13 protein-coding genes are annotated in these 18,061 nt (G+C 72.4%); 7 read left to right on the top strand and 6 right to left on the bottom strand.

Annotated features, from left to right (window positions below):
• Positions 1–19 precede the first annotated feature (19 nt).
• A complete protein-coding gene (locus ABD332_RS21740; RefSeq protein WP_344503839.1) occupies positions 20–847 on the bottom strand; it encodes a putative RNA methyltransferase in 828 nt (275 codons plus the stop codon).
• A gap of 17 nt (positions 848–864) precedes the next feature.
• Between ABD332_RS21740 and ABD332_RS21735 the strand changes: the two genes are divergently transcribed.
• From ABD332_RS21735 to ABD332_RS21710, 6 genes are all read left to right on the top strand, one after another.
• Positions 865–1,935 carry an adenosine deaminase gene (locus tag ABD332_RS21735; RefSeq protein WP_344503838.1) on the top strand — a complete coding sequence of 357 codons (1,071 nt, stop codon included), beginning with the start codon at positions 865–867 and terminating at the stop codon, positions 1,933–1,935.
• Between the two features lie 300 nt (positions 1,936–2,235).
• Positions 2,236–5,676: a sensor histidine kinase gene (locus tag ABD332_RS21730; RefSeq protein WP_344503836.1), complete on the top strand. Its 3,441-nt coding sequence runs from the start codon at positions 2,236–2,238 to the stop codon at positions 5,674–5,676.
• Positions 5,673–6,077 carry a roadblock/LC7 domain-containing protein gene (locus ABD332_RS21725; RefSeq protein ID WP_033358336.1) on the top strand — a complete coding sequence of 135 codons (405 nt, stop codon included), beginning with the start codon at positions 5,673–5,675 and terminating at the stop codon, positions 6,075–6,077. Before ABD332_RS21730 ends, ABD332_RS21725 begins: the two co-directional genes overlap by 4 nt.
• A 92-nt stretch (positions 6,078–6,169) precedes the next feature.
• Entirely contained in the window at positions 6,170–6,547 is a 378-nt protein-coding gene (locus ABD332_RS21720; RefSeq protein ID WP_033358337.1) for a DUF742 domain-containing protein, read from the top strand.
• The gene (locus ABD332_RS21715; protein WP_203848113.1) at positions 6,528–7,130 is read left to right on the top strand and encodes a GTP-binding protein; all 603 of its coding nucleotides are present in this window, start codon (positions 6,528–6,530) and stop codon (positions 7,128–7,130) included. Before ABD332_RS21720 ends, ABD332_RS21715 begins: the two co-directional genes overlap by 20 nt.
• Before the next feature lie 1,182 nt (positions 7,131–8,312).
• A complete protein-coding gene (locus ABD332_RS21710; protein ID WP_344503835.1) occupies positions 8,313–8,714 on the top strand; it encodes a hypothetical protein in 402 nt (133 codons plus the stop codon).
• 249 nt (positions 8,715–8,963) lie between these two features.
• Here ABD332_RS21710 and ABD332_RS21705 read toward each other — a convergent pair whose 3' ends face one another.
• The 5 genes from ABD332_RS21705 to deoC all read right to left on the bottom strand — a co-directional run bounded on the left by ABD332_RS21705 (position 8,964) and on the right by deoC (position 17,337).
• Positions 8,964–12,590, bottom strand: coding sequence for a hypothetical protein (locus tag ABD332_RS21705; RefSeq protein WP_344503834.1), 3,627 nt, complete (start codon positions 12,588–12,590; stop codon positions 8,964–8,966).
• Between the two features lie 235 nt (positions 12,591–12,825).
• The gene (locus tag ABD332_RS21700) at positions 12,826–14,010 is read right to left on the bottom strand and encodes a DNA primase (RefSeq protein WP_344503833.1); all 1,185 of its coding nucleotides are present in this window, start codon (positions 14,008–14,010) and stop codon (positions 12,826–12,828) included.
• A 91-nt stretch (positions 14,011–14,101) separates the two neighbouring features.
• Positions 14,102–14,977 (bottom strand): aldehyde dehydrogenase family protein, encoded by an 876-nt coding sequence (locus ABD332_RS21695; RefSeq protein ID WP_344503832.1) that lies wholly within the window; start codon positions 14,975–14,977, stop codon positions 14,102–14,104.
• A complete protein-coding gene (locus ABD332_RS21690) occupies positions 14,967–16,397 on the bottom strand; it encodes an aldehyde dehydrogenase family protein (protein WP_344503831.1) in 1,431 nt (476 codons plus the stop codon). The genes ABD332_RS21695 and ABD332_RS21690 overlap by 11 nt, the downstream gene beginning before the upstream one ends.
• Positions 16,398–16,401: 4 nt before the next feature.
• Complete coding sequence (deoC, locus tag ABD332_RS21685; RefSeq protein WP_344503830.1) at positions 16,402–17,337, bottom strand: deoxyribose-phosphate aldolase; 936 nt, start codon at positions 17,335–17,337, stop codon at positions 16,402–16,404.
• A gap of 24 nt (positions 17,338–17,361) precedes the next feature.
• On the opposite strand from deoC, the gene upp reads away from it, so the two are divergent.
• The gene (gene upp / locus ABD332_RS21680; RefSeq protein WP_344503829.1) at positions 17,362–17,994 is read left to right on the top strand and encodes a uracil phosphoribosyltransferase; all 633 of its coding nucleotides are present in this window, start codon (positions 17,362–17,364) and stop codon (positions 17,992–17,994) included.
• Positions 17,995–18,061: the final 67 nt, after the last annotated feature.

Genomic DNA, 18,061 nt, shown 5'->3' with positions numbered 1-18,061 from the left:
TATCCGCCCGAGCGCCGGCTTATCCGCCTGAGCGCCAGGTGCTCAGGCGCACCTCCAGCGTCGCGGTGATCGGCTCAGGCATGCCCGCCAGGGTGGCGGTCACCGCGGCCGGGTCGGTGTGCCACGCGCTCGGACCCATCCCGACCAGGGCCGCCGCGGCCGCGCGGTCCAGCGCCAGGGTGGCCCGCAGCGGCACCTCGTCCACCTGCGTGAGCCAGGGGCGCAGGCTCGCCGCGAGCCGCTCCGGCTTCGCCGGGTCGACGCCGACCATGTCCAGCGCCGCCACCAGCTCGGCGAGGTGCCCGGGCGCGGGGGTGACCACCACGGCGACGCCGCCGGGGCGCAGCACGCGGGCGAACTCCGCGCCCGACCTCGGCGCGAAGATGTCGAGGATCACATCGGCGGCCGCGTCGCGGACCGGCAGACCCTGCCACACGTCGGCGCGCACCGCGCCGATGCGGGGGTCGGCCCGGGCCGCGCGGCGCAGCGCCGCCTTCGACACGTCCACGGCGAGACCGACCCTGTCCGGACCGAGGGCCCGCGCCAGGTAGCGGCCGGTCCCGGCCCCCACCTCGACGATCAGGCCCGCTCCCGGTACACCTGCCGCCGCTGCCGCGACGGCGTCGGACACGACGTCGAAGTGTCCGGCCTCCAGGAGGGCCTCCCGGGCGGTCACCATCTCGGCGCTGTCGCCGGTGTGCACCGACCGGCCCGCGGTCAGGTCGACATAACCCTGCCGCGCGATGTCGAACGAATGGCCCGCGGCGCAGCGCAGCGCCCGATCGGCGGCGGTGAGCGGGCCGGCGCAGACCGGACACCGCAGATGTGTGATGACGGAGGCGTGCACGCTACTAGTGTCGTTCCATGGTTGCACCCACCTACGACGAGATCCGTCGCGCGCCGAAAGCCCTCCTCCACGACCACCTCGACGGCGGCCTGCGCCCCGCCACCATCCTCGACCTCGCCGCCGGCATCGGCCACGAGCTGCCCGCCGCGACCCCGGAGGGCCTCGGGGAGTGGTTCGTCGCGGCGGCCGACTCCGGGTCGCTGGAGCGTTACCTGGAGACCTTCGCCCACACGGTCGCCGTGATGCAGACCCGGGAGTCCCTGGTCCGGGTCGCCCGGGAGTGCGCCCTGGACCTCGCCGCCGACGGCGTGGTCTACGCCGAGGTGCGCTTCGCGCCGGAGCAGCACCTGGCCCAGGGCCTCGCGCTGGCCGAGGTGGTGGAGGCGGTCCTCGACGGCTTCCGCGAGGGCTCCGCCGAGGCGGCGGCTGCCGGCAACCCGATCCGGGTCGGCACGCTGCTGACCGCGATGCGGCACGCGGCCCGCTCGATGGAGATCGCCGAGCTGTCGGTGCAGTACCGCGACGCGGGTGTGGTCGGCTTCGACATCGCCGGGGCGGAGGCCGGATATCCGCCCACCCGGCACCTCGACGCCTTCGAATACCTCCAGCGCGAGAACTCGCATTTCACCATCCACGCCGGTGAGGCGTTCGGCCTGCCGTCGATCTGGCAGGCCATCCAGTGGTGCGGCGCCGACCGGCTCGGACACGGTGTGCGCATCGTCGACGACGTCGCGGCCGACAATTCCCTCGGCCGGCTCGCCGCGTACGTGCGGGACAAGCGCATTCCGCTCGAGCTCTGCCCGTCGTCCAACGTCCAGACCGGCGCCGCCGCCTCGATCCGGGAACACCCGATCGGGTTGCTGCGTGACCTGCGCTTCAGGGTCACGGTCAACACCGACAACCGGCTGATGAGCGGCACCTCAATGAGCCGCGAGATGGCCCTGCTGGTCGAAGCCTTCGGCTACGGCTGGTCCGAAATGCAGTGGTTTACGGTGAATGCAATGAAGAGTGCTTTTATTCCGTTTGATGAGCGGCTGGCGTTGATCAACGAGGTGATCAAGCCCGCATACGCGAAGTTGATGTCGTAATTTTGTACCGATATGTCAGCCGTCATCATCTGCGTGCATCGGGTAAATCGCCCAGCGTAGGGGGATGATCGGCTGAACCTACCGTCAAACGGACTTTTTTCTTCATGCGGAACATAACGGCTAGCGGGAGGCCTGGGCTTTCTTCTTGCGACGGGACATGGTGGAATCTCGGAGGTCTGGCCCAGTAGGGTCGGCCGGTCGCGGGTGCCTGCTGATTCGCAAGGCCCCGGTTCGGAGGGCGGTGAAGTGAGCAAACGGCCAACGACGCGGGAGCCGGTCTCGTCGCGTCTGCGTCTCCCGGTGGGCCGGCTCCGAGACCTGCCGATCTGGTCGAAGCTCGGCCTGATCATGATCGTCCCGATCATCGCGACGATCGTGGTCGGCACCAACGGTCTCGTCGACAACATCGGTGACGCCAACGACGCCGACCGGGCCCGCACCCTGTCGGGGCTGTCAGCCAAGGCCTCCTCGCTCGTCCACGAGCTGCAGAGCGAGCGCGCCAACGCGGCGCTGCTGCTCGGCGTGCTCGACCAGCAGGGCAACGTCGAGGCCCGCGCCACCTTCGAGCGCCAGATCCAGAAGACCGAGGACACGAGCAAGGAATACCGGCTCACCCGGTCCGGCCTGGCCGACCCGCCCGAGGACTTCCGCAAGCAGCTCGCCTCGATCGACACCCAGCTGCTCGACCTGCCGGGGATGCGCAAGCAGATCTCCGAAGGCGGCAAGGACATCCTGGCCAGCACCGTCGTCAGCCGGTACCGGACGCTGATCGACGACCTGCTGAGCATCCGCGACGCCGCGGCCGAGCTGTCCAACAACCCGGCCCTCGGCGCCGACATGCGCGCCGCCGCCGCGATCTCCGAGATGAAGGAGCAGGTCTCCCTCGAGCGGGTCGTCGTGCTGCGGGTCCTGACGACCAGGAAGTTCACGCCGCAGCTGCGCAAGGAGTTCGACGCCGCGCTCAACGGCCAGGATCAGGCCGAGGAGCAGTTCCGGGTCGTCTCCGAGCCGTGGCACCGCGACCTGTTCGACAAGAAGATCGCCGGCTCCGACCTGCGCGAGGCCGCGAAGTTCGAGGGCCAGCTCACCCCGCTCACCGGTGAGGACCTGCCCCAGACCGGCCTGCCATCCGCGGCCGCGTGGGACAACTCGATGGTCAACAAGGCCAACCTGCTGCGCGGCATCGAGGTCGAGTTCGACGAGCACAACATCGAGAGCGCGACCGCGCACCGCAACGACCTGCAGCGCCAGGTGCTCGTCACCGCCGGCGCCCTGCTCGGCATGCTGCTGCTGGCCATCCTCTTCGCCTGGATCGTGGCCCGGTCCATGGCCCGCTCGCTGCGGGAGCTGCGCCACGGCGCGCTGACCGTCGCGCAGTACGGGCTGCCCCAGGCCGTGCAGCGACTGCGCGACCCCGCCCTGGCCGGTCAGATGTCGCCGCATCAACTGGCACTGCAGATCGCCGAGCCACTACCGGTCCGCAGCCGCGACGAGTTCGGCCAGGTGGCCGAGGCGTTCAACGCCGTCCACCTGGAAGCCGTCCGCACCGCCGCCGAGCAGGCCGCACTGCGGGCCAGCGTCGCGACGATGTTCGTCAACCTCGCCCGCCGCTCCCAGATCCTGGTCGACCGGCTCATCGGTCACCTCGACCGGCTGGAGCGCGGCGAGGAGGACCCGGACCGGCTGGCCGAGCTCTTCCAGCTCGACCACCTCGCCACCCGGATGCGCCGTAACGACGAGAACCTCCTGGTCCTCGCCGGTGCCGACTCGACCCGTATCCAGCGCGAGCCCGCGCCGCTCATGGACGTGCTCCGCGCCGCGCAGTCCGAGGTCGAGCACTACACGCGCATCGAGTTCGGCATGATCGACCGGGACATCGAGATCGCGGCCCACTCGGTCAACGACATGGTCCACCTGGTCGCCGAGCTGCTCGACAACGCGACGGCCTTCTCCCCGCCGGACTCGGCGGTCATCGTGGAGGCCCGCCGCGTCGGCGACCGCGCCGTCCTGCTGGTCGAGGACCACGGCATCGGCGTCTCGCCCGAGCAGCTCAACGAGCTCAACGAGCGCCTCGCCAACCCGCCGATGGTCGACGTGGCCGTCTCCCGGATGATGGGCCTCGTCGTGGTCGCCCGGCTGGCCGCCCGGCACGGCGTCAAGGTCGAGCTGCGGGCCGCGCGCGAGCGCGGCACCATCGCCGACATGACGCTGCCCGCCGGTGTCCTCGTGCCGCGGGCCCTGTCCGGCCGCGCCAACGCCGGCATGCCGACCGCCGGCATGCCCGCCGTCGGCCCCAACGACATGGTCCAGGCCCGGCCGATCCCGTCGACGCCCGCGCCGCGCTCCCCGCTCGCTTCGCCGCTCGCCCTGGAGAGCGGGCCGACGACCGTGGGCGGCCCAGCCGGCGGCGGCAACGGCGGCGGTCCGCGCTTCGGCACGCTCACCAGCAGCGGCCTCTTCGGCTCCGGCCCGCACACCGGCGAGCGGCCGACGGTCAACGGCTTCGCCAACGGCACCCCGCCGCGCCGCGAGACGCCCCCCGCCGCGTTCCACGACAGCTTCGGTGATGCGAACCCCGCCGGCCCGCCGCCGCGTGACAGCTTCGCCGGCGGCCCCAGCGGCGCCTTCCCCCGCATCGACCCGCGCGACGCCGGTCCCGGTCCGCGCGACGGTGGTGGCTTCGGCCCCCGCCCGCCGGCCCAGCAGGGTCCCGGTGCCGGTCGTAGCCTGCCCGCCTGGTCGGACCTGACCGGTGTGGGCGGCGAGCAGTCCGAGGAGCGCCGGACGCCCGGTGACCTCAACCCGCTGCCGCAGCGCCGCGCCAACGAGAACTGGACCGTCGAGGGCGAGGTCGCCGAGGAAGAGGTCAGCGGCCAGATCCCGCGGCAGCGTCCCGAGGCGTCCGACCCGCGCGGCTATGACGTCCCCGCGGCGTACGCCGCCGGTGGCCCGCCCCCGGCCGCGGCGGCACCGCCCGCCTGGCCGCCGGTCTCGTCGGGCCCGCAGCAGCAGTCCGACCGGTTCGCGGCGCAGCCGCCCGCTCCGGCTCCCGCGGCCGCGGAGCCGTACGCGCCGGTGGACATGACGGCGGAGATCCCGCGGGTCCGGCTCGACTGGGACCCGGCGTCCTCCGAAAGCGACGCCGGCGACTCCCGCCAGCGCTTCGTCGACGAGACGATGGAGCTGCCGATCTTCCGCGAGCTGGAGTCGGCCTGGTTCCAGAGCACCAGCAAGCGCCCGACCTTCGACGACGAGCCTGTCGCCGCCGCCCCGGCCGCGCCCGCCGCGCCGGCACCGGCGTCCAACGGCGCTTCGACGCGGCCGGTCGAGGTGACCTACAGCGACACGGCATACGTGCCTCCGCAGCGATTTGAAACCCGGGTTCCGGGTGAAGCTTCGCGAGGTTCGGCCGACCGGGCGACCGGCGGTTCGGCGGTAAACTGGCAGACTGCGGCAGACGAAGGATGGCAGGCGGCCGCCGCACTCGCCCAGGAGCAGGAATTTGCGAAGACCGACACGGGTTTGCCAAAACGCGTGCCGCAAGCGCAACTGGTCCCGGGCGGGGTGGAGAAGAACCCCGCCACGGTCCACCGGCGCACGCCGGAGTCCGTGCGTGGTCTGTTGTCCGCTTATCACCGAGGCGTTCAGCGCGGCCGCACCCGGTCCGACGACTCGAAAACCCCGGAGCCCACTTCGGCCGGGCCTCAAAACTCGCAGGTTGGCAAGGAGCAAGAGGCATGACATCTACGCAGGATCTCGGTTGGCTACTGGCCAATTTCGCAGACCGGGTGCCGGGCGTCGCCCATGCGGTAGCCGTCTCGGCGGACGGTCTGCTGCTGGCCGCCTCGCGTGACCTGCCGCGCGACCGTGGCGACCAGCTCGCCGCGATCGCCTCCGGTTTGGTGAGCCTCACGCAGGGCGCTTCCCGCTGCTTCGAGGGCGGGGCGGTGCTGCAGACCGTCGTCGAGATGGACAACGGCTTCCTCTTCCTCATGTCGATCTCCGACGGCTCCTCGTTCGCGGTCCTCGCGGCCCGGGCGTGTGACGTCGGTCAGGTCGGCTACGAGATGGCGCTGCTGGTCGACCGGGTCGGTGACGCATTGACGCCGCCACCCCGGCCGACAGCATCGATGCTCGGCTGAAACTGAACTAGGTGCTTTCCGCTTTAGCGCATGACGCAATAACTGTTGACGCTGTTGACGAGGCCCGACGAGTGAGGAGGTGAACGGCGACCATGGCCGAGCGCGATGAACCAACCGGCGCGTTGGTCAGGCCGTACGCCGTCACCCGAGGTCGCACCCGGCCCAAGCTGGACATCGCGATCGAGGCGCTGGTCGAGACCACCGTGCGGGGTCGCGCGGCCAACTCTCGGCCGGGCGGCGCTCACGGACAAGAACAGCAATACATTTCAACGCTTTGCGACGGTCGCCTGCAGTCTCTCGCTGAGATCGCGGCGCGCATGCAGCTTCCGCTGGGTGTCGCGCGGGTCATTGTGGCGGACATGGCTGCCGACGGACTCGTCGCGGTGTACGAGCCGACCTCGCTCGACGAAAACGAGTCGGTGGGCACAGAACTGCTTGAGAGGGTGCTGAGTGGACTTCGGAGGCTCTGACGTGGCAGTCCGCCCAGGGCGGGTCACGTCAGCGAAGATCGTCATCGCCGGAGGGTTCGGCGTGGGCAAGACCACACTGGTCGGCTCGGTCTCGGAGATCACGCCGCTGACCACCGAGGCCATCATGACGTCCGCCGGCGTCGGTGTGGATGACACCCGCAATGTCCCCGGCAAGACGACGACCACGGTCGCGATGGACTTCGGTCGTATCTCGATCGACCGTGACCTGATCCTGTACCTGTTCGGCACCCCGGGCCAGACCCGCTTCTGGTTCATGTGGGACGAACTGGTCCGGGGCGCCATCGGCGCTGTCGTCATGGTGGACACCCGGCGCCTCGCCGACTGTTTCGCCGCGATCGACTTCTTCGAGCACCGGCGCCTGCCGTACCTCGTCGCGATCAACTGCTTCGACGGCGTGCAGTACCACAACGCCGACGACGTCCGCGAGGCCCTGGCCATCTCCAGCGATGTCCCGGTCGTCTCGTGCGACGCCCGCTCCCGCGAGTCGACGAAGAACGTCCTCATCTCGCTCGTCGAGTACGTCCTCTCGATGCGCCGCACCCGGGCCACCGCCCCCGCGTAACGCACCACCCCCCTCTCCAGCACCTCACCGCGCGCACCGTCGCCGCCTCCTCAGCAGGGCGGCCACGGTGCGCGCGCCATTTCCACCCACCCACCAGCTCGACGCCCCAGCGGACGATCCGTCGGCCACCCTGCGCGGGGAAGCCACGCGGTGCCCCGGGCCAGTGCGGACGGACCGCGCGGCGGTCTGGCGGGCAGGGCGTGCGATGGCTGGGCGCTCTGAGAGGGGCGCGCGTTGGCCTGCGGTCGTGCGGGCAGCTCGCATGGCGGTCTGGTGCGAAGGTCGTGCAGTGGCCTGGACGCGGCGGGTGGGGAACGTCCGGCGGTTCGGTGCCCTGGCGGGCGGATAGCTCGGCGTGGTGGACGGGTTGCGCGGTGGCCTGGACGCGGCGGGTGGGGATCGTCCGGCGGTTCGGTGCCCTGGCGGGCGGATAGCTCGGCGTGGTGGATGGGTTGCGCGGTGGCCTGGACGTGGTGGGCGGGTTGCGTGGCGGTCTGTCGGTGGGAATGCGTTGGCCTGGGTTCTCTGACGGGTGGGTGCCCGGCGGTCTGGCGAGCGGTCTGGTGAGCGGGCCGCTCGGCGGGTGGACAGGTCGGCGGTCTGGTGGGCGAGTTGTGCGTGGCCTGGGTCGTGCGGGCGGGTCAGGCGGCGGTCTGTCGGTGGGCATGCGGTCGCCTGGGTGCTGGCGGTCGGGACGCGCGGCGGCGCGGCGGCCCGGCGATGTGGGCAGCTTGACGGTTTGGTGGGCGGTCTGGTGAGCGGGTCGTGTGGTGGCCTGGGCGTGGCGGGAAGGTCGCTCGGCGGCTCGGCGGGTGGGCAGCTCGGCGGTCTGGTGGGCGAGTTTGTGTGGTGCCTTTCGGCGGCCTGTGCGCGGGCGGCGCCATGACATCGGTCCGCATCGCGGTCTGGACGGGGCGTGCCGGCTCGGCCGATGGCTGCGGTTCTTCCTGCGGCCCCGATTGCTGCGTCTCATGCGCGGCGGTGTCCATCCCTCGGGCATCGGAGGGTGGATCGGGGCGTGGTGGCGGTCAGGTCCGTCCTTCGATGACGGCGGGGGTGCGCTTCGAGGTGTCTAGCGCCCTGGCAGGGCTCGATGGGGCCTCCGGTGGGGGCGAGGTGGAGTCGTGAACGGGGCGGCTGGCGCAGACAGGGCCGGCGGTGGGCGTGTTGGGCGGTGTGTTGGTGGCGGTGGAGGAGTTGCGGCGGGTCGGGTGGAGCTCGCTGCCGGTGGCGGCGATCCGGACCGCCGTCGTTGGTATCGCCGTGCCGTGGGCGGGGCCGGCCGGCGCGCCGGCGGGGACGTATTACGTGGAGTGGACGGTCGACGCTCCGCTCACCTGGCTCGGCGACCTCAGGCCGGCCGAAGTGCCAGCCGAAGTGCCAGCCGAAGTGCCGGCCGAAGTGCCGGCCGAAGTGCCGGCCGAAGTGCCGGCGGCGGCCGGGATTGGCGATGGGACTGCGTCATCCTGCGAGGGCTCCCTCCTTAGGACGGTTGACGGCGAATCAGTGCTGGAGCTGGCGGGCATCCTCGTTGAGCTCGACGGCGCCCGCGCGCAGGTTGCCCTCTACCCCTACGAGCTGTGACCGCCCGCGAGACGGTCCTGGCGTGTCCTGAGACGCCCGTGCGCCCCGCAAGTCACGAGACCTCCTCGGCGGGAATCGAAGGCTCACAGTCCATCTGAGACCCCCCAATTCTCCCGGCATGCCGCGGACCGACGCCAGCGGCGCCCGGTGAAGTCGACGCTCGATCACCGGGGCATCACGTACAGCGACGACGTTGGGCAAAGCAAAGGGCCGCCCGAAAGACGGGCGGCCCTGATTGCCGGTAGAGGGTCAGCGGCGGGCTGAGCGGTACTCGAACTCGCGCTCCTGGTATTCGCGGCTGGCCTCGCGTTCGCGGCTGAAGTCCCAGCCGCCTGCCGCCTCGCGGCCCGGGCGGCCGCCGACGGAGAAGCCGCCGACCTCCTGGCCCCGGCGCCACCCGCGGAAGTAGCCGGTGGTGTGCGCCGCGATCTGCGCCGCGTCGCGGACGATGCGGAGCGGGCGCTCGGGGGAGTTGACGGGGGCGCCGGGCACCAGGTTCTGCTGCGGCACGCGCCGCGGCAGGCCGGTGGACGTCTCGTCGCCGAGCTTCGGCTGGCTGGCCTGCTCGGCGGCGCGCCAGGCGGAGTCGTTCTGGTTCTCCCAGCTGACCGCGGGGCGCTCGGCGGCGGCCTCCGACTCGCTGTCGGCGTCCCAGTCGGTGAACCACGCGGAGCGTGCCGCGGCGAATATCAACAGGTCACCGTCCGCCTCGTCGGACTTCGAGGTCGAGGCCGGAGCCGGACCCGAAGCCAGCGCGGATGCCTCGGCGGCCGCGGCGCGACGGCTGCGGCCGGCACCGGTGCCGCTGCTGCGGGCCGTGGCCCGTTCGGCGGCGGGCCGGTCCTCGACGAGGCGCAGCGCGGGCGGCTCGAAGCGGAACTCGCCGCTGTACTCCCCGCTGAGCTCGTCGGAGTAGCCGGTGAGCGCCGGGTCCGGCACGGGGGCCGGCTCGACCAGGCGCAGCCCGGCCGGCTCGGCCGGCAGGTCGCCGGTCTGCCACGGGGGTGGGACGCGACCCTCGCGCTGGCGGGGCAGCTCGACGGGGCGTTCGGCCCGGGAGCGCTCGCTGCGGGGGATCTCGGTGCGGGCCCGCTCGGACCTCGGGATCTCCGTCCGCGCCCGCTCCGAGCGGGGGATCTCCGTGCGGGAGGCGCGAGGCGTGGCGGCGGCGGCCTCCTCGGCCCGCGCCGACCTGCGGCCTTCCGTCCTTCCGGCGGTCGTTTCGTCGTCGGTACGACTGGCGCGCCGCCCACGCGTCTGCTCCGCCGCGGCCTCGGCCTCGACGTCCGTGGAGGCCGACAGGTCGGAGCGGTTGAGCGGGTCCCGGTCGGAGCGGTTGCGGTCGGCCCTGTTGCGCTCGGACCGGCTCAGCTCCGAGCGGTTCAGCAGCTCGGAGTGCTCAGACCGCTCGGCGCGCGAGCCGCGCGAGGAGCGGCGGCCGAAGTCCTCCTCGGCCTCCAGCTCGGCCGGCGGCTTCGGGATGTCGCTCAGCCGCGGCAGGCTGCTCAGATCGGAGGAGAAGGACGACGCGGGCGGCGTGCTCTCCGTCGCGAACGCCGAGGTCGTCATGTTCAGCGGGTCACCGTCGAACGCGTCGCTGGTGACCGGGCCGCCCAGCGGCCAGCCGCTCCGCGAGCCGGGCGCGGGCGTGCCGGGGTCCATCGTCGGCGGCTCGCCGAGCGCGCTGAGGTCGCTGAGCCGGATCGAGCCGCTGTCGCTCTCCTGAGCGGCCGCCGCCGGCGGCGCGGAGGAGGGGCGGGTGAAGTCGAAACCGGTGTCGGCCAGCAGCGGGGCGATGCCCGGCGGCGGCGTCGGCATAAGCGACGCGAACGTGGGCTGCTCGCTCGCGGCCGGCGGCGGGATCACCGGGGCCGGGGCGACCGGCGGCGGCGCGACCGGGGCGGGCGCGACGGGCAGGGGCGCGACCGGCACTGGCTGCGGCGGCGCCGGCTGCAGCGGGACCGGGATCGACTGCATCGACGCCGGGACCGGCTGCTGCTGGTACGTCGGCGGGATCGGCGGCGCGGGCGCGTAGGTCGGCGTCGGCGGCTGGTAGGCGGCCGGCTGGTACGGCGGCGTCGGCGCCCCGGTGCCCGGGCTCTCGAACGCGCCCGGGAAGGTCGGCGTGTAGCCGGGCGGCGCGGCCGGCGGCTGGTAACCGGGCGGCGTCGACGTGACCCCGTACGCCGGAGGCGTCGAGGTGACCCCGTACGCGGGCGGCGTCGACGTGACCCCGGTCGACGGCGGCGCCGACGGGACCCCGGTCGACGGCGGCGCCGACGGGACCCCGTAGGCGGGCGGCGTCGAGGGCACGCCGTACGCGGGAGGAGTGGACGGCACACCGTACGCGGGCGGCGTCGACGTGACCCCCTGCGGCGCCGCGACGCTGAAGCCGGGCGGCGTGGAGGTGACGGGCTGCCCGTAGGCCGGCGGGGCCGACGCGACCTGCTGCCCGAAGCCGGGCGGGGTCGACGTGACGGCGGGCGGCGCGGAGGGGACCTGCTGCCCGAAGCCGGGCGGCGTCGAGGTCACCGATGGCGGGGCCGACGGCACCGGCTGCCCGAACGACGCGGCCGCGGGCTGATACCCGGGGGCCGACGGCGGGGCGGAGGGCACGGACGCGGCCGGCGGCGCGGAGACGGCCGGCGGCTGGGCCTGCGCGGGTGCGGTCTGGGCGCGGCGGCGGCCGCCGGTCGCCTGTGCGGCGTTGGTGCGGCCGGTCGTCGCGGGCTGGGCGCCGAACGCGGCCGGCGCGGCCTTGGCGGCGATCGACTCGGCGGCGCGGGCGGCCTCGGCGGCCCGTGCGGCGACCCGGGTGCGGGTCGGCGCGGCGTCCTGCCCGCCGGCGGCGACGGCGCCGTGCGAGCCGGCGGCGGGGGGCCCGGAGAGCGGCCCGGCGGGCGCGGCCGGCGTGCTGCGCAGCGGCACGACCGGGGTCAGCGGCGAGCCGGTGCGCTGGCGGCCGGGCAGGCGCGACGGGCTCATCTTGTCGGCGAGGACACCGACGAGCGAGGCGGCCGCGGCGTCGCAGGCGCGGACGGCGGCGACGGACTGGCGGATGGTCTCGGCGACCGCGGCGGTGAGCGCCCGGTTGACGCCGGTGCGGCGGGGGGTCTCGGCGATCGCGACCCGCAGCGCGGTGATGGCCTCGCCGAGCGTGTCGGCGTCGGCGACCCCGCTCGCGGCGAGATCGTTGGCGACCTGGGCGTCGCGGTTACGGCCGGCGGCGCCGCCGCCGAGGATGCCGGGCTCCGGCAGCGCGTCGAGGATTGCCAGCGGGATGGCCTCGGCGGGGTCCGGGTAGGCCCGCAGCGCGGCCGGGTACAGCTCGCGGAGCACCTCGCGCAGCGTCGCCGCGGCGCTCTGGCGGCCGGCCACGACCGCGGCGTGCGCGGCGAGGACCGGCTTGAGCGGCAGCATGTCGCGCGGCGGGGACTGCCCGACGGCGGAGAGCACGCCGGCCTGCAGCGCGCGGGCGAGGCCCACGGCGCGGCGCTCGGCGGCGTTGGACTGGATCTCCTCCGGCGACTCGTCGTCGGCGAAGCGCTCGGCGTAGTCGTCGGCCGAGTCGTCGTCGGTGAAGGCGAGGTTGCGCCCGGCGGCGGTGAGCAGCTGGGTGACGACGTGATCGTCGCTCTCGGCCGCGACCGCGACGGCGGACTGGCCGCCGGAGCGTTGCGCAAGCAGCGCGCTGAGCTCGGCGTAGCCGCCGGCGTCGTCGCTCACCTCGCAGATGTCGATGAGCCGGCCGGCGTCGTCGACGACCGCGACGGTCAACCAGATTTCGGAGCTTGACTGCGGCTCGGCGAGATCAGCCGACGCCAGACCGCAGTACACCCGAACGAGCGCCACCGCGTCGTCCTCCTCTCGGGACATCAGTTGAGCTTTCACCACGTCGGCGGGGACGTGTCCCGGCGCCCCGCCGTGTGTTACCGCAGGTCAAACTGAACGACCTCTACTAAACAGGTTGCGGGCGGGTGACGCGATCAGCCGTTTCGGTTGAATGCCGTTCTCGGCTGATCGTCGCGCACCGCCGCCACCCGTCCGGTCAAAGGCCGGGTCTCGCCCGCCGCGCCAAGATGCTCACGGCTTAGATCCTGTCGGTCACAAATCAATCACGCCAGTCCGTGGCGGCAGAAATCTTGCCAATAATCGTCCGCCAGCCGAGCGCTGCCTGTTGTGCCCCGATTTTCTTGAGCCGCCGCTTGGCGAAGAAGCCGCTGACGCCGCCGCCGGCCGCCGCACGCAGGGCTTCGTCGAGGTCGTCGAGCGGGGAGCCCGGGGAGAGGGCGGTGCGGACGGGCTCGAGCCGGAGCGAATACGCGAGGTCACGGGCGACCTCGCCGGCCGCGATCAGCAGGTCGCCGTCCCACGCGTCCTGGCCGCCGCGGAGGTTCTCCACGACGAGGTCCAGCTCGTAGCGGTCCTCGTCCTTCGGCACCACCGACGAGGCGGTGATCCGGGTCTGTAGGCTGTCCCAGGTGTCGAGCTGGCGCAGGTCGTGCTCCGCGTCGGACTTCACGAACTCGACGAGCCCCTCGACGCTGCGGAAGAGCAGCAGCTTGCCGCGGTGGCCGAGGAACGCGGGAACCTCCTCGGGCTCCTCCTCGTCCTCGTCCTCGTCGTCCTCTTCCTCGGAAGCCTCGTCGGCGATGACGTCGGCCTCGTCGGTCTCGTCGTCCTCGTCCTCATCTTCGTCCGAATCGTCGGACTTGTCCTTTGCGAGGACGTCGTCCTCGTCGTCGGAGTCCGAGTCGTCCTTGGCCTTCTTCTTGGCGAGCGAGGCGGCCGGCGCGGGCTCCTCCTCGAACAGCTCCGCGTTCTCGTCGAGGATGATGACCTCGTCCTCGTCGACGTCCGCCTCGCGGCGGTGGAGGATCGCGAAGTCGTCCTCCTCCTCGTCCAGCTCGGTCGGCGTCAGCTCGGTCGACAGCCGGTAGGCCCGCAGCGTGTAGCCCACGCCCTTCGGCAGCGCGATCTCGACGGGCTGGACGTTGACGTCCTCCCACATCGCGTCGGCCTGCGCGGAGCGCTCCTTGCCGCCCTCCTCCTCGTCGAAGTCGGCGTCGGAGTCGTCGGAGTCGTCGGAGTCGTCGTCGGACAGCGCCTCGACCTCGTCGTCCTCGGTGGCCTCAATGGCTTCGACCGCGTCGACGTCGTCGATGACGTCGGCCGTCTCGGTCGTGTCCGAGACCTCAGGCTCGGTGACGGCGGGCGCTGGCGTGCTTTTCTTCGCTGCCGCTGGGCGCGACGACGCCGGACGTGATGAGGACGGACGGGAAGACTGGCGGGCCACTGTGACCTCCGTAGTCGGCTCGGCGTGCGGGCACACTGCTCACTGAGATGGCCTCGCGCACAAACACCCTAGTGTGCCCGGTTGGCGACGGTCAGACCCCCTTGGGGTGCCAGACCGTCTTGATCTCCAGGAGAGCCACCATGCGGGACACCCCCGGATCGGCCGTCCAGTCCGGGTCCGCAGGTCGGATCACCCGTTTCAGGTTTTCCGCCGCCGCGACTTCCAATTCCTTCGCGAGGGTGGCGTCCGTCACACCCGTGAGATCGACGGCGTTCACGTCCATGTGGGCCGCCAGCCACGGCGCGATCTCGGCGACCTTCCCGGTGAGCACGTTGACGACCCCGCCGGGCAGGTCCGAGGTGGCGAGGACCTCGGTGAGCGTGACCGCCGGCAGCGGCCGGTCGGTCGAGGCGATCACCACGACGGTGTTGCCGGTCACGATCGCCGGCGCGATCACGCTGACCAGGCCCAGCAGCGACGACGTGGCGGGCGCGACGACGGCGACGACGCCGGTCGGCTCCGGCGCGGACAGGTTGAAGTACGGCCCGGCGACCGGGTTGGCGCCGCCGTGGACCTGTGCGAGCTTGTCCGACCAGCCCGCGTACCAGACCCAGCGGTCGATCGCGGCGTCCACCTGCGCGGCGGCCTCCTTGCGTGACCCGCCCTCGGCCGCCTTCACCTCGCTCACGAACTGGTCGTGGCGGCCTTCGAGCATCTCGGCGACCCGGTACAGGATCTGGCCGCGGTTGTAGGCGGTCGCGCCGGACCACTTGCCGGCCGCCGCGCGGGCGGCCTTGACCGCGTCGCGGGCGTCCTTGCGGGAGCCGAGCGCGGCGTTGGCGAGGAAGTCGCCGGAGGCGGAGTGCACCTGGTAGGACCTCCCGGACTCGCTGCGGGGGAACGCGCCGCCGATGTAGAGCTTGTACGTCTTACGGACGGCGAGACGCGCCGGTGACTCAGTGCTCAAGGTAGGCCTCCAGCCCGTGACGGCCGCCCTCGCGGCCGTAGCCGGACTCCTTGTAGCCGCCGAAGGGTGACGTCGGGTCGAACTTGTTGAACGTGTTGGCCCACACCACGCCGGCCCGGAGCCGGTCCGCGACGTGCAGGATGCGCGACCCCTTCTCGGTCCACACCCCGGCGGACAGCCCGTATGGCGTGTTGTTGGCCTTCTCGACGGCCTCGTCCGGGGTACGGAACGTCAGCACCGACAGGACGGGACCGAAGATCTCCTCGCGGGCGATCCGGTGCGCCTGCGTGACGCCGGTGAAGATCGTCGGGGCGAACCAGAAGCCGCGGTCGGGCAGCTCACAGGGCGCGGACCACCGGGCAGCGCCCTCGTCCTCGCCGATCTGCGACAGCTGCCGGATGCGGGCCAGCTGCGCGGAGGAGTTGATCGCGCCGACGTCGGTGTTCTTGTCCAGCGGGTCGCCGACCCGCAGCTGGGCCATCCGCCGCTTCAGCGCGTCGAGGAACCCGTCGGCGATCGACTCCTGCAGCAGCAGCCGGGAGCCGGCGCAGCAGACGTGCCCCTGGTTGAAGAAGATGCCGTTGACGACGCCCTCGACCGCCTGGTCGACGGCCGCGTCGTCGAAGACGATGTTGGCGGCCTTGCCGCCGAGCTCCAGGGTGAGCCGCTTGCGGGTGCCGGCGACGGCCCGGGCGATGGCCCGGCCGACCTCGGTCGAGCCGGTGAAGGCCACCTTGTCGACGCCGTCGTGCTCGACGAGCAGCCGGCCGGTGTCGCCGGCGCCGGTGACGATGTTGACCACGCCCGGCGGCAGGTCCGCCTGCTGGCAGATCTCGGCGAAGAGCAGCGCCGTCAGCGGCGTCGTCTCGGCCGGCTTCAGCACGACCGTGTTGCCCGCGGCGAGCGCCGGCGCGATCTTCCACGCCAACATCAACAACGGAAAGTTCCACGGGATGACCTGAGCGGCGACGCCCAGCGGCCGCGGGTCGGGGCCGAACCCGGCGTAGGGCAGCTTGTCGGCCCAGCCGGCGTAGTAGAAGAAGTGGGCCGCGACGAGGGGGACGTCGACGTCGCGGGACTCCCGGATCGGCTTGCCGTTGTCGATCGACTCGAGCACGGCCAGCTCCCGGGCCCGCTCCTGGATGATCCGGGCGATGCGGAACAGGTACTTGGCGCGCTCCCGCCCGGGCATCGGGCCCCAGACGGTGTCGAAGGCGTGGCGCGCGGCCCGTACCGCAGCATCGACATCCTCCGAGGAGGCGGTGGCGATGTCGGCCAGGGCCTCCTCGGTGGCCGGGTTGATCGACTTGAACGACTCGCCCCGCCCGTCGACGAAGGCGCCGTTGATGAACAGGCCGTAGGAGGACCGGATGTCGACGACCGAGCGTGACTCCGGCGCGGGTGCGTACTGAAAGTCCATCGCCCTAGTCCAAGGTGAAGTAGTCGGGGCCCGAGTAGTGGCCGGTGGCGAGCTTGGTGCGCTGCATGAGCAGGTCGTTGAGCAGCGTGGAGGCGCCGAAGCGGAACAGGTCGGGGTCCAGCCAGTCGGGGCCGGCGGTCTCGTTGACCATGACCAGGTACTTGATCGCGTCCTTGGCGGTGCGGATGCCGCCGGCGGGCTTCACGCCGATGGTCCGGCCGGTCGCGGCCCGGAAGTCGCGGACGGCCTCCAGCATGACCAGCGTCACCGGCATCGTCGCGGCCGGCTGGATCTTGCCGGTCGAGGTCTTGATGAAGTCGGCGCCGGCCAGCATCGCCAGCCAGGAGGCGCGCCGCACGTTGTCGAGCGTCGCCAGCTCACCGGTCTCCAGGATGACCTTGAGGTGCGCGTCGCCGCACGCTTCCTTGATCGCCACGATCTCGTCGTGGACCTCCGCGTAACGCCCGGCGAGGAACGCGCCCCGCTTGATCACCATGTCGATCTCGTCGGCGCCGTCGGCGACCGCGGCGCGGGTGTCGGCGAGCTTGACCTCCAGCGGCGCCTGCCCCGACGGGAACGCGGTCGCGACGCTCGCCAGGTGCACCCCGCTGCCGCGCAGCGCCTCGGCGGCGACGGCGATCATCGACGGGTACACGCAGATCGCGGCGGCGCTGGGGCACGTCGGGTCGGCCGGGTCGGGCCGGACCGCCTTCGCGCACAGCGCCCGGACCTTGCCGGGGGTGTCGGAGCCTTCGAGGGTGGTCAGGTCCACCATGCGGATCGCCAGGTCCAGCGCCTGCGCCTTCGCCGTCGTCTTGATCGACCGGGTGCCCAACATGGCGGCGCGTTGCTCCGCGCCGACCTGGTCGACACCGGGCAAACCGTGCAGGAAGGTCCGCAGGGCGCCTTCTGAGCGCGCGACCTCGGCGGTGAGGGTCATGGCCTGAGTCTAAGCTCAGTCCCTGTGGACGTACTCGTGGTGGATCACCCCCTGGCCAAGTCGCGACTGACCGCGATGCGTGACGAACGGACCGACAACGGCCAGTTCCGTGCCGCGTTGCACGAGCTCACCACGATGCTGGTCTATGAGGCCGCCAGGTCGTTCGCCACCGAGCAGTTCCCGGTGCAGACCCCGGTCGCGGTGGCCGAGGGCACCCGCCTGGCCAACCCGCCGCTGCTGGTGCCGGTCCTGCGGGCCGGCCTCGGCATGGCCGACTCGGCCCTCGCCCTGCTGCCCGAGTCGTCGATGGGGTTCGTCGGGCTGGCCCGCGACGAGGAGACCTTCGAGCCGCGCGCCTACATGGAGTCGCTGCCCGGTGACCTCAAGGGGATCCCGGTGCTCGTCCTCGACCCGATGCTCGCCACCGGCGGCTCCCTGGAGCACTGCGTGCGGCTGCTCGTCGACCGGGGTGCGACCGACATCACCGTCCTGTGCGTCCTCGCCGCGCCCGCCGGCATCGAGCGGCTCGCCGACTCGGGGCTGCCGATCCGGCTCGTCACCGCCGCGATCGACGAGAAGCTCAACGAGCGGATGTACATCGTCCCGGGCCTCGGCGACGCGGGCGACCGGCAGTTCGGCGGCATGCCCCGTTTCTGAGGCGCGCCTTAAGTCTCGTCGCCGGATCGGGGGATTCCCGCTGGTCAGGCATTGCCCCAGGAGCTGA

It is taken from the genome of Dactylosporangium maewongense, assembly GCF_039531485.1.
Taxonomy (GTDB): Bacteria; Actinomycetota; Actinomycetes; order Mycobacteriales; family Micromonosporaceae; genus Dactylosporangium; species Dactylosporangium maewongense.
The sequence above is the reverse complement of the archived record's forward strand: the minus strand, read 5'-3'. Positions and strand labels throughout refer to the sequence as shown.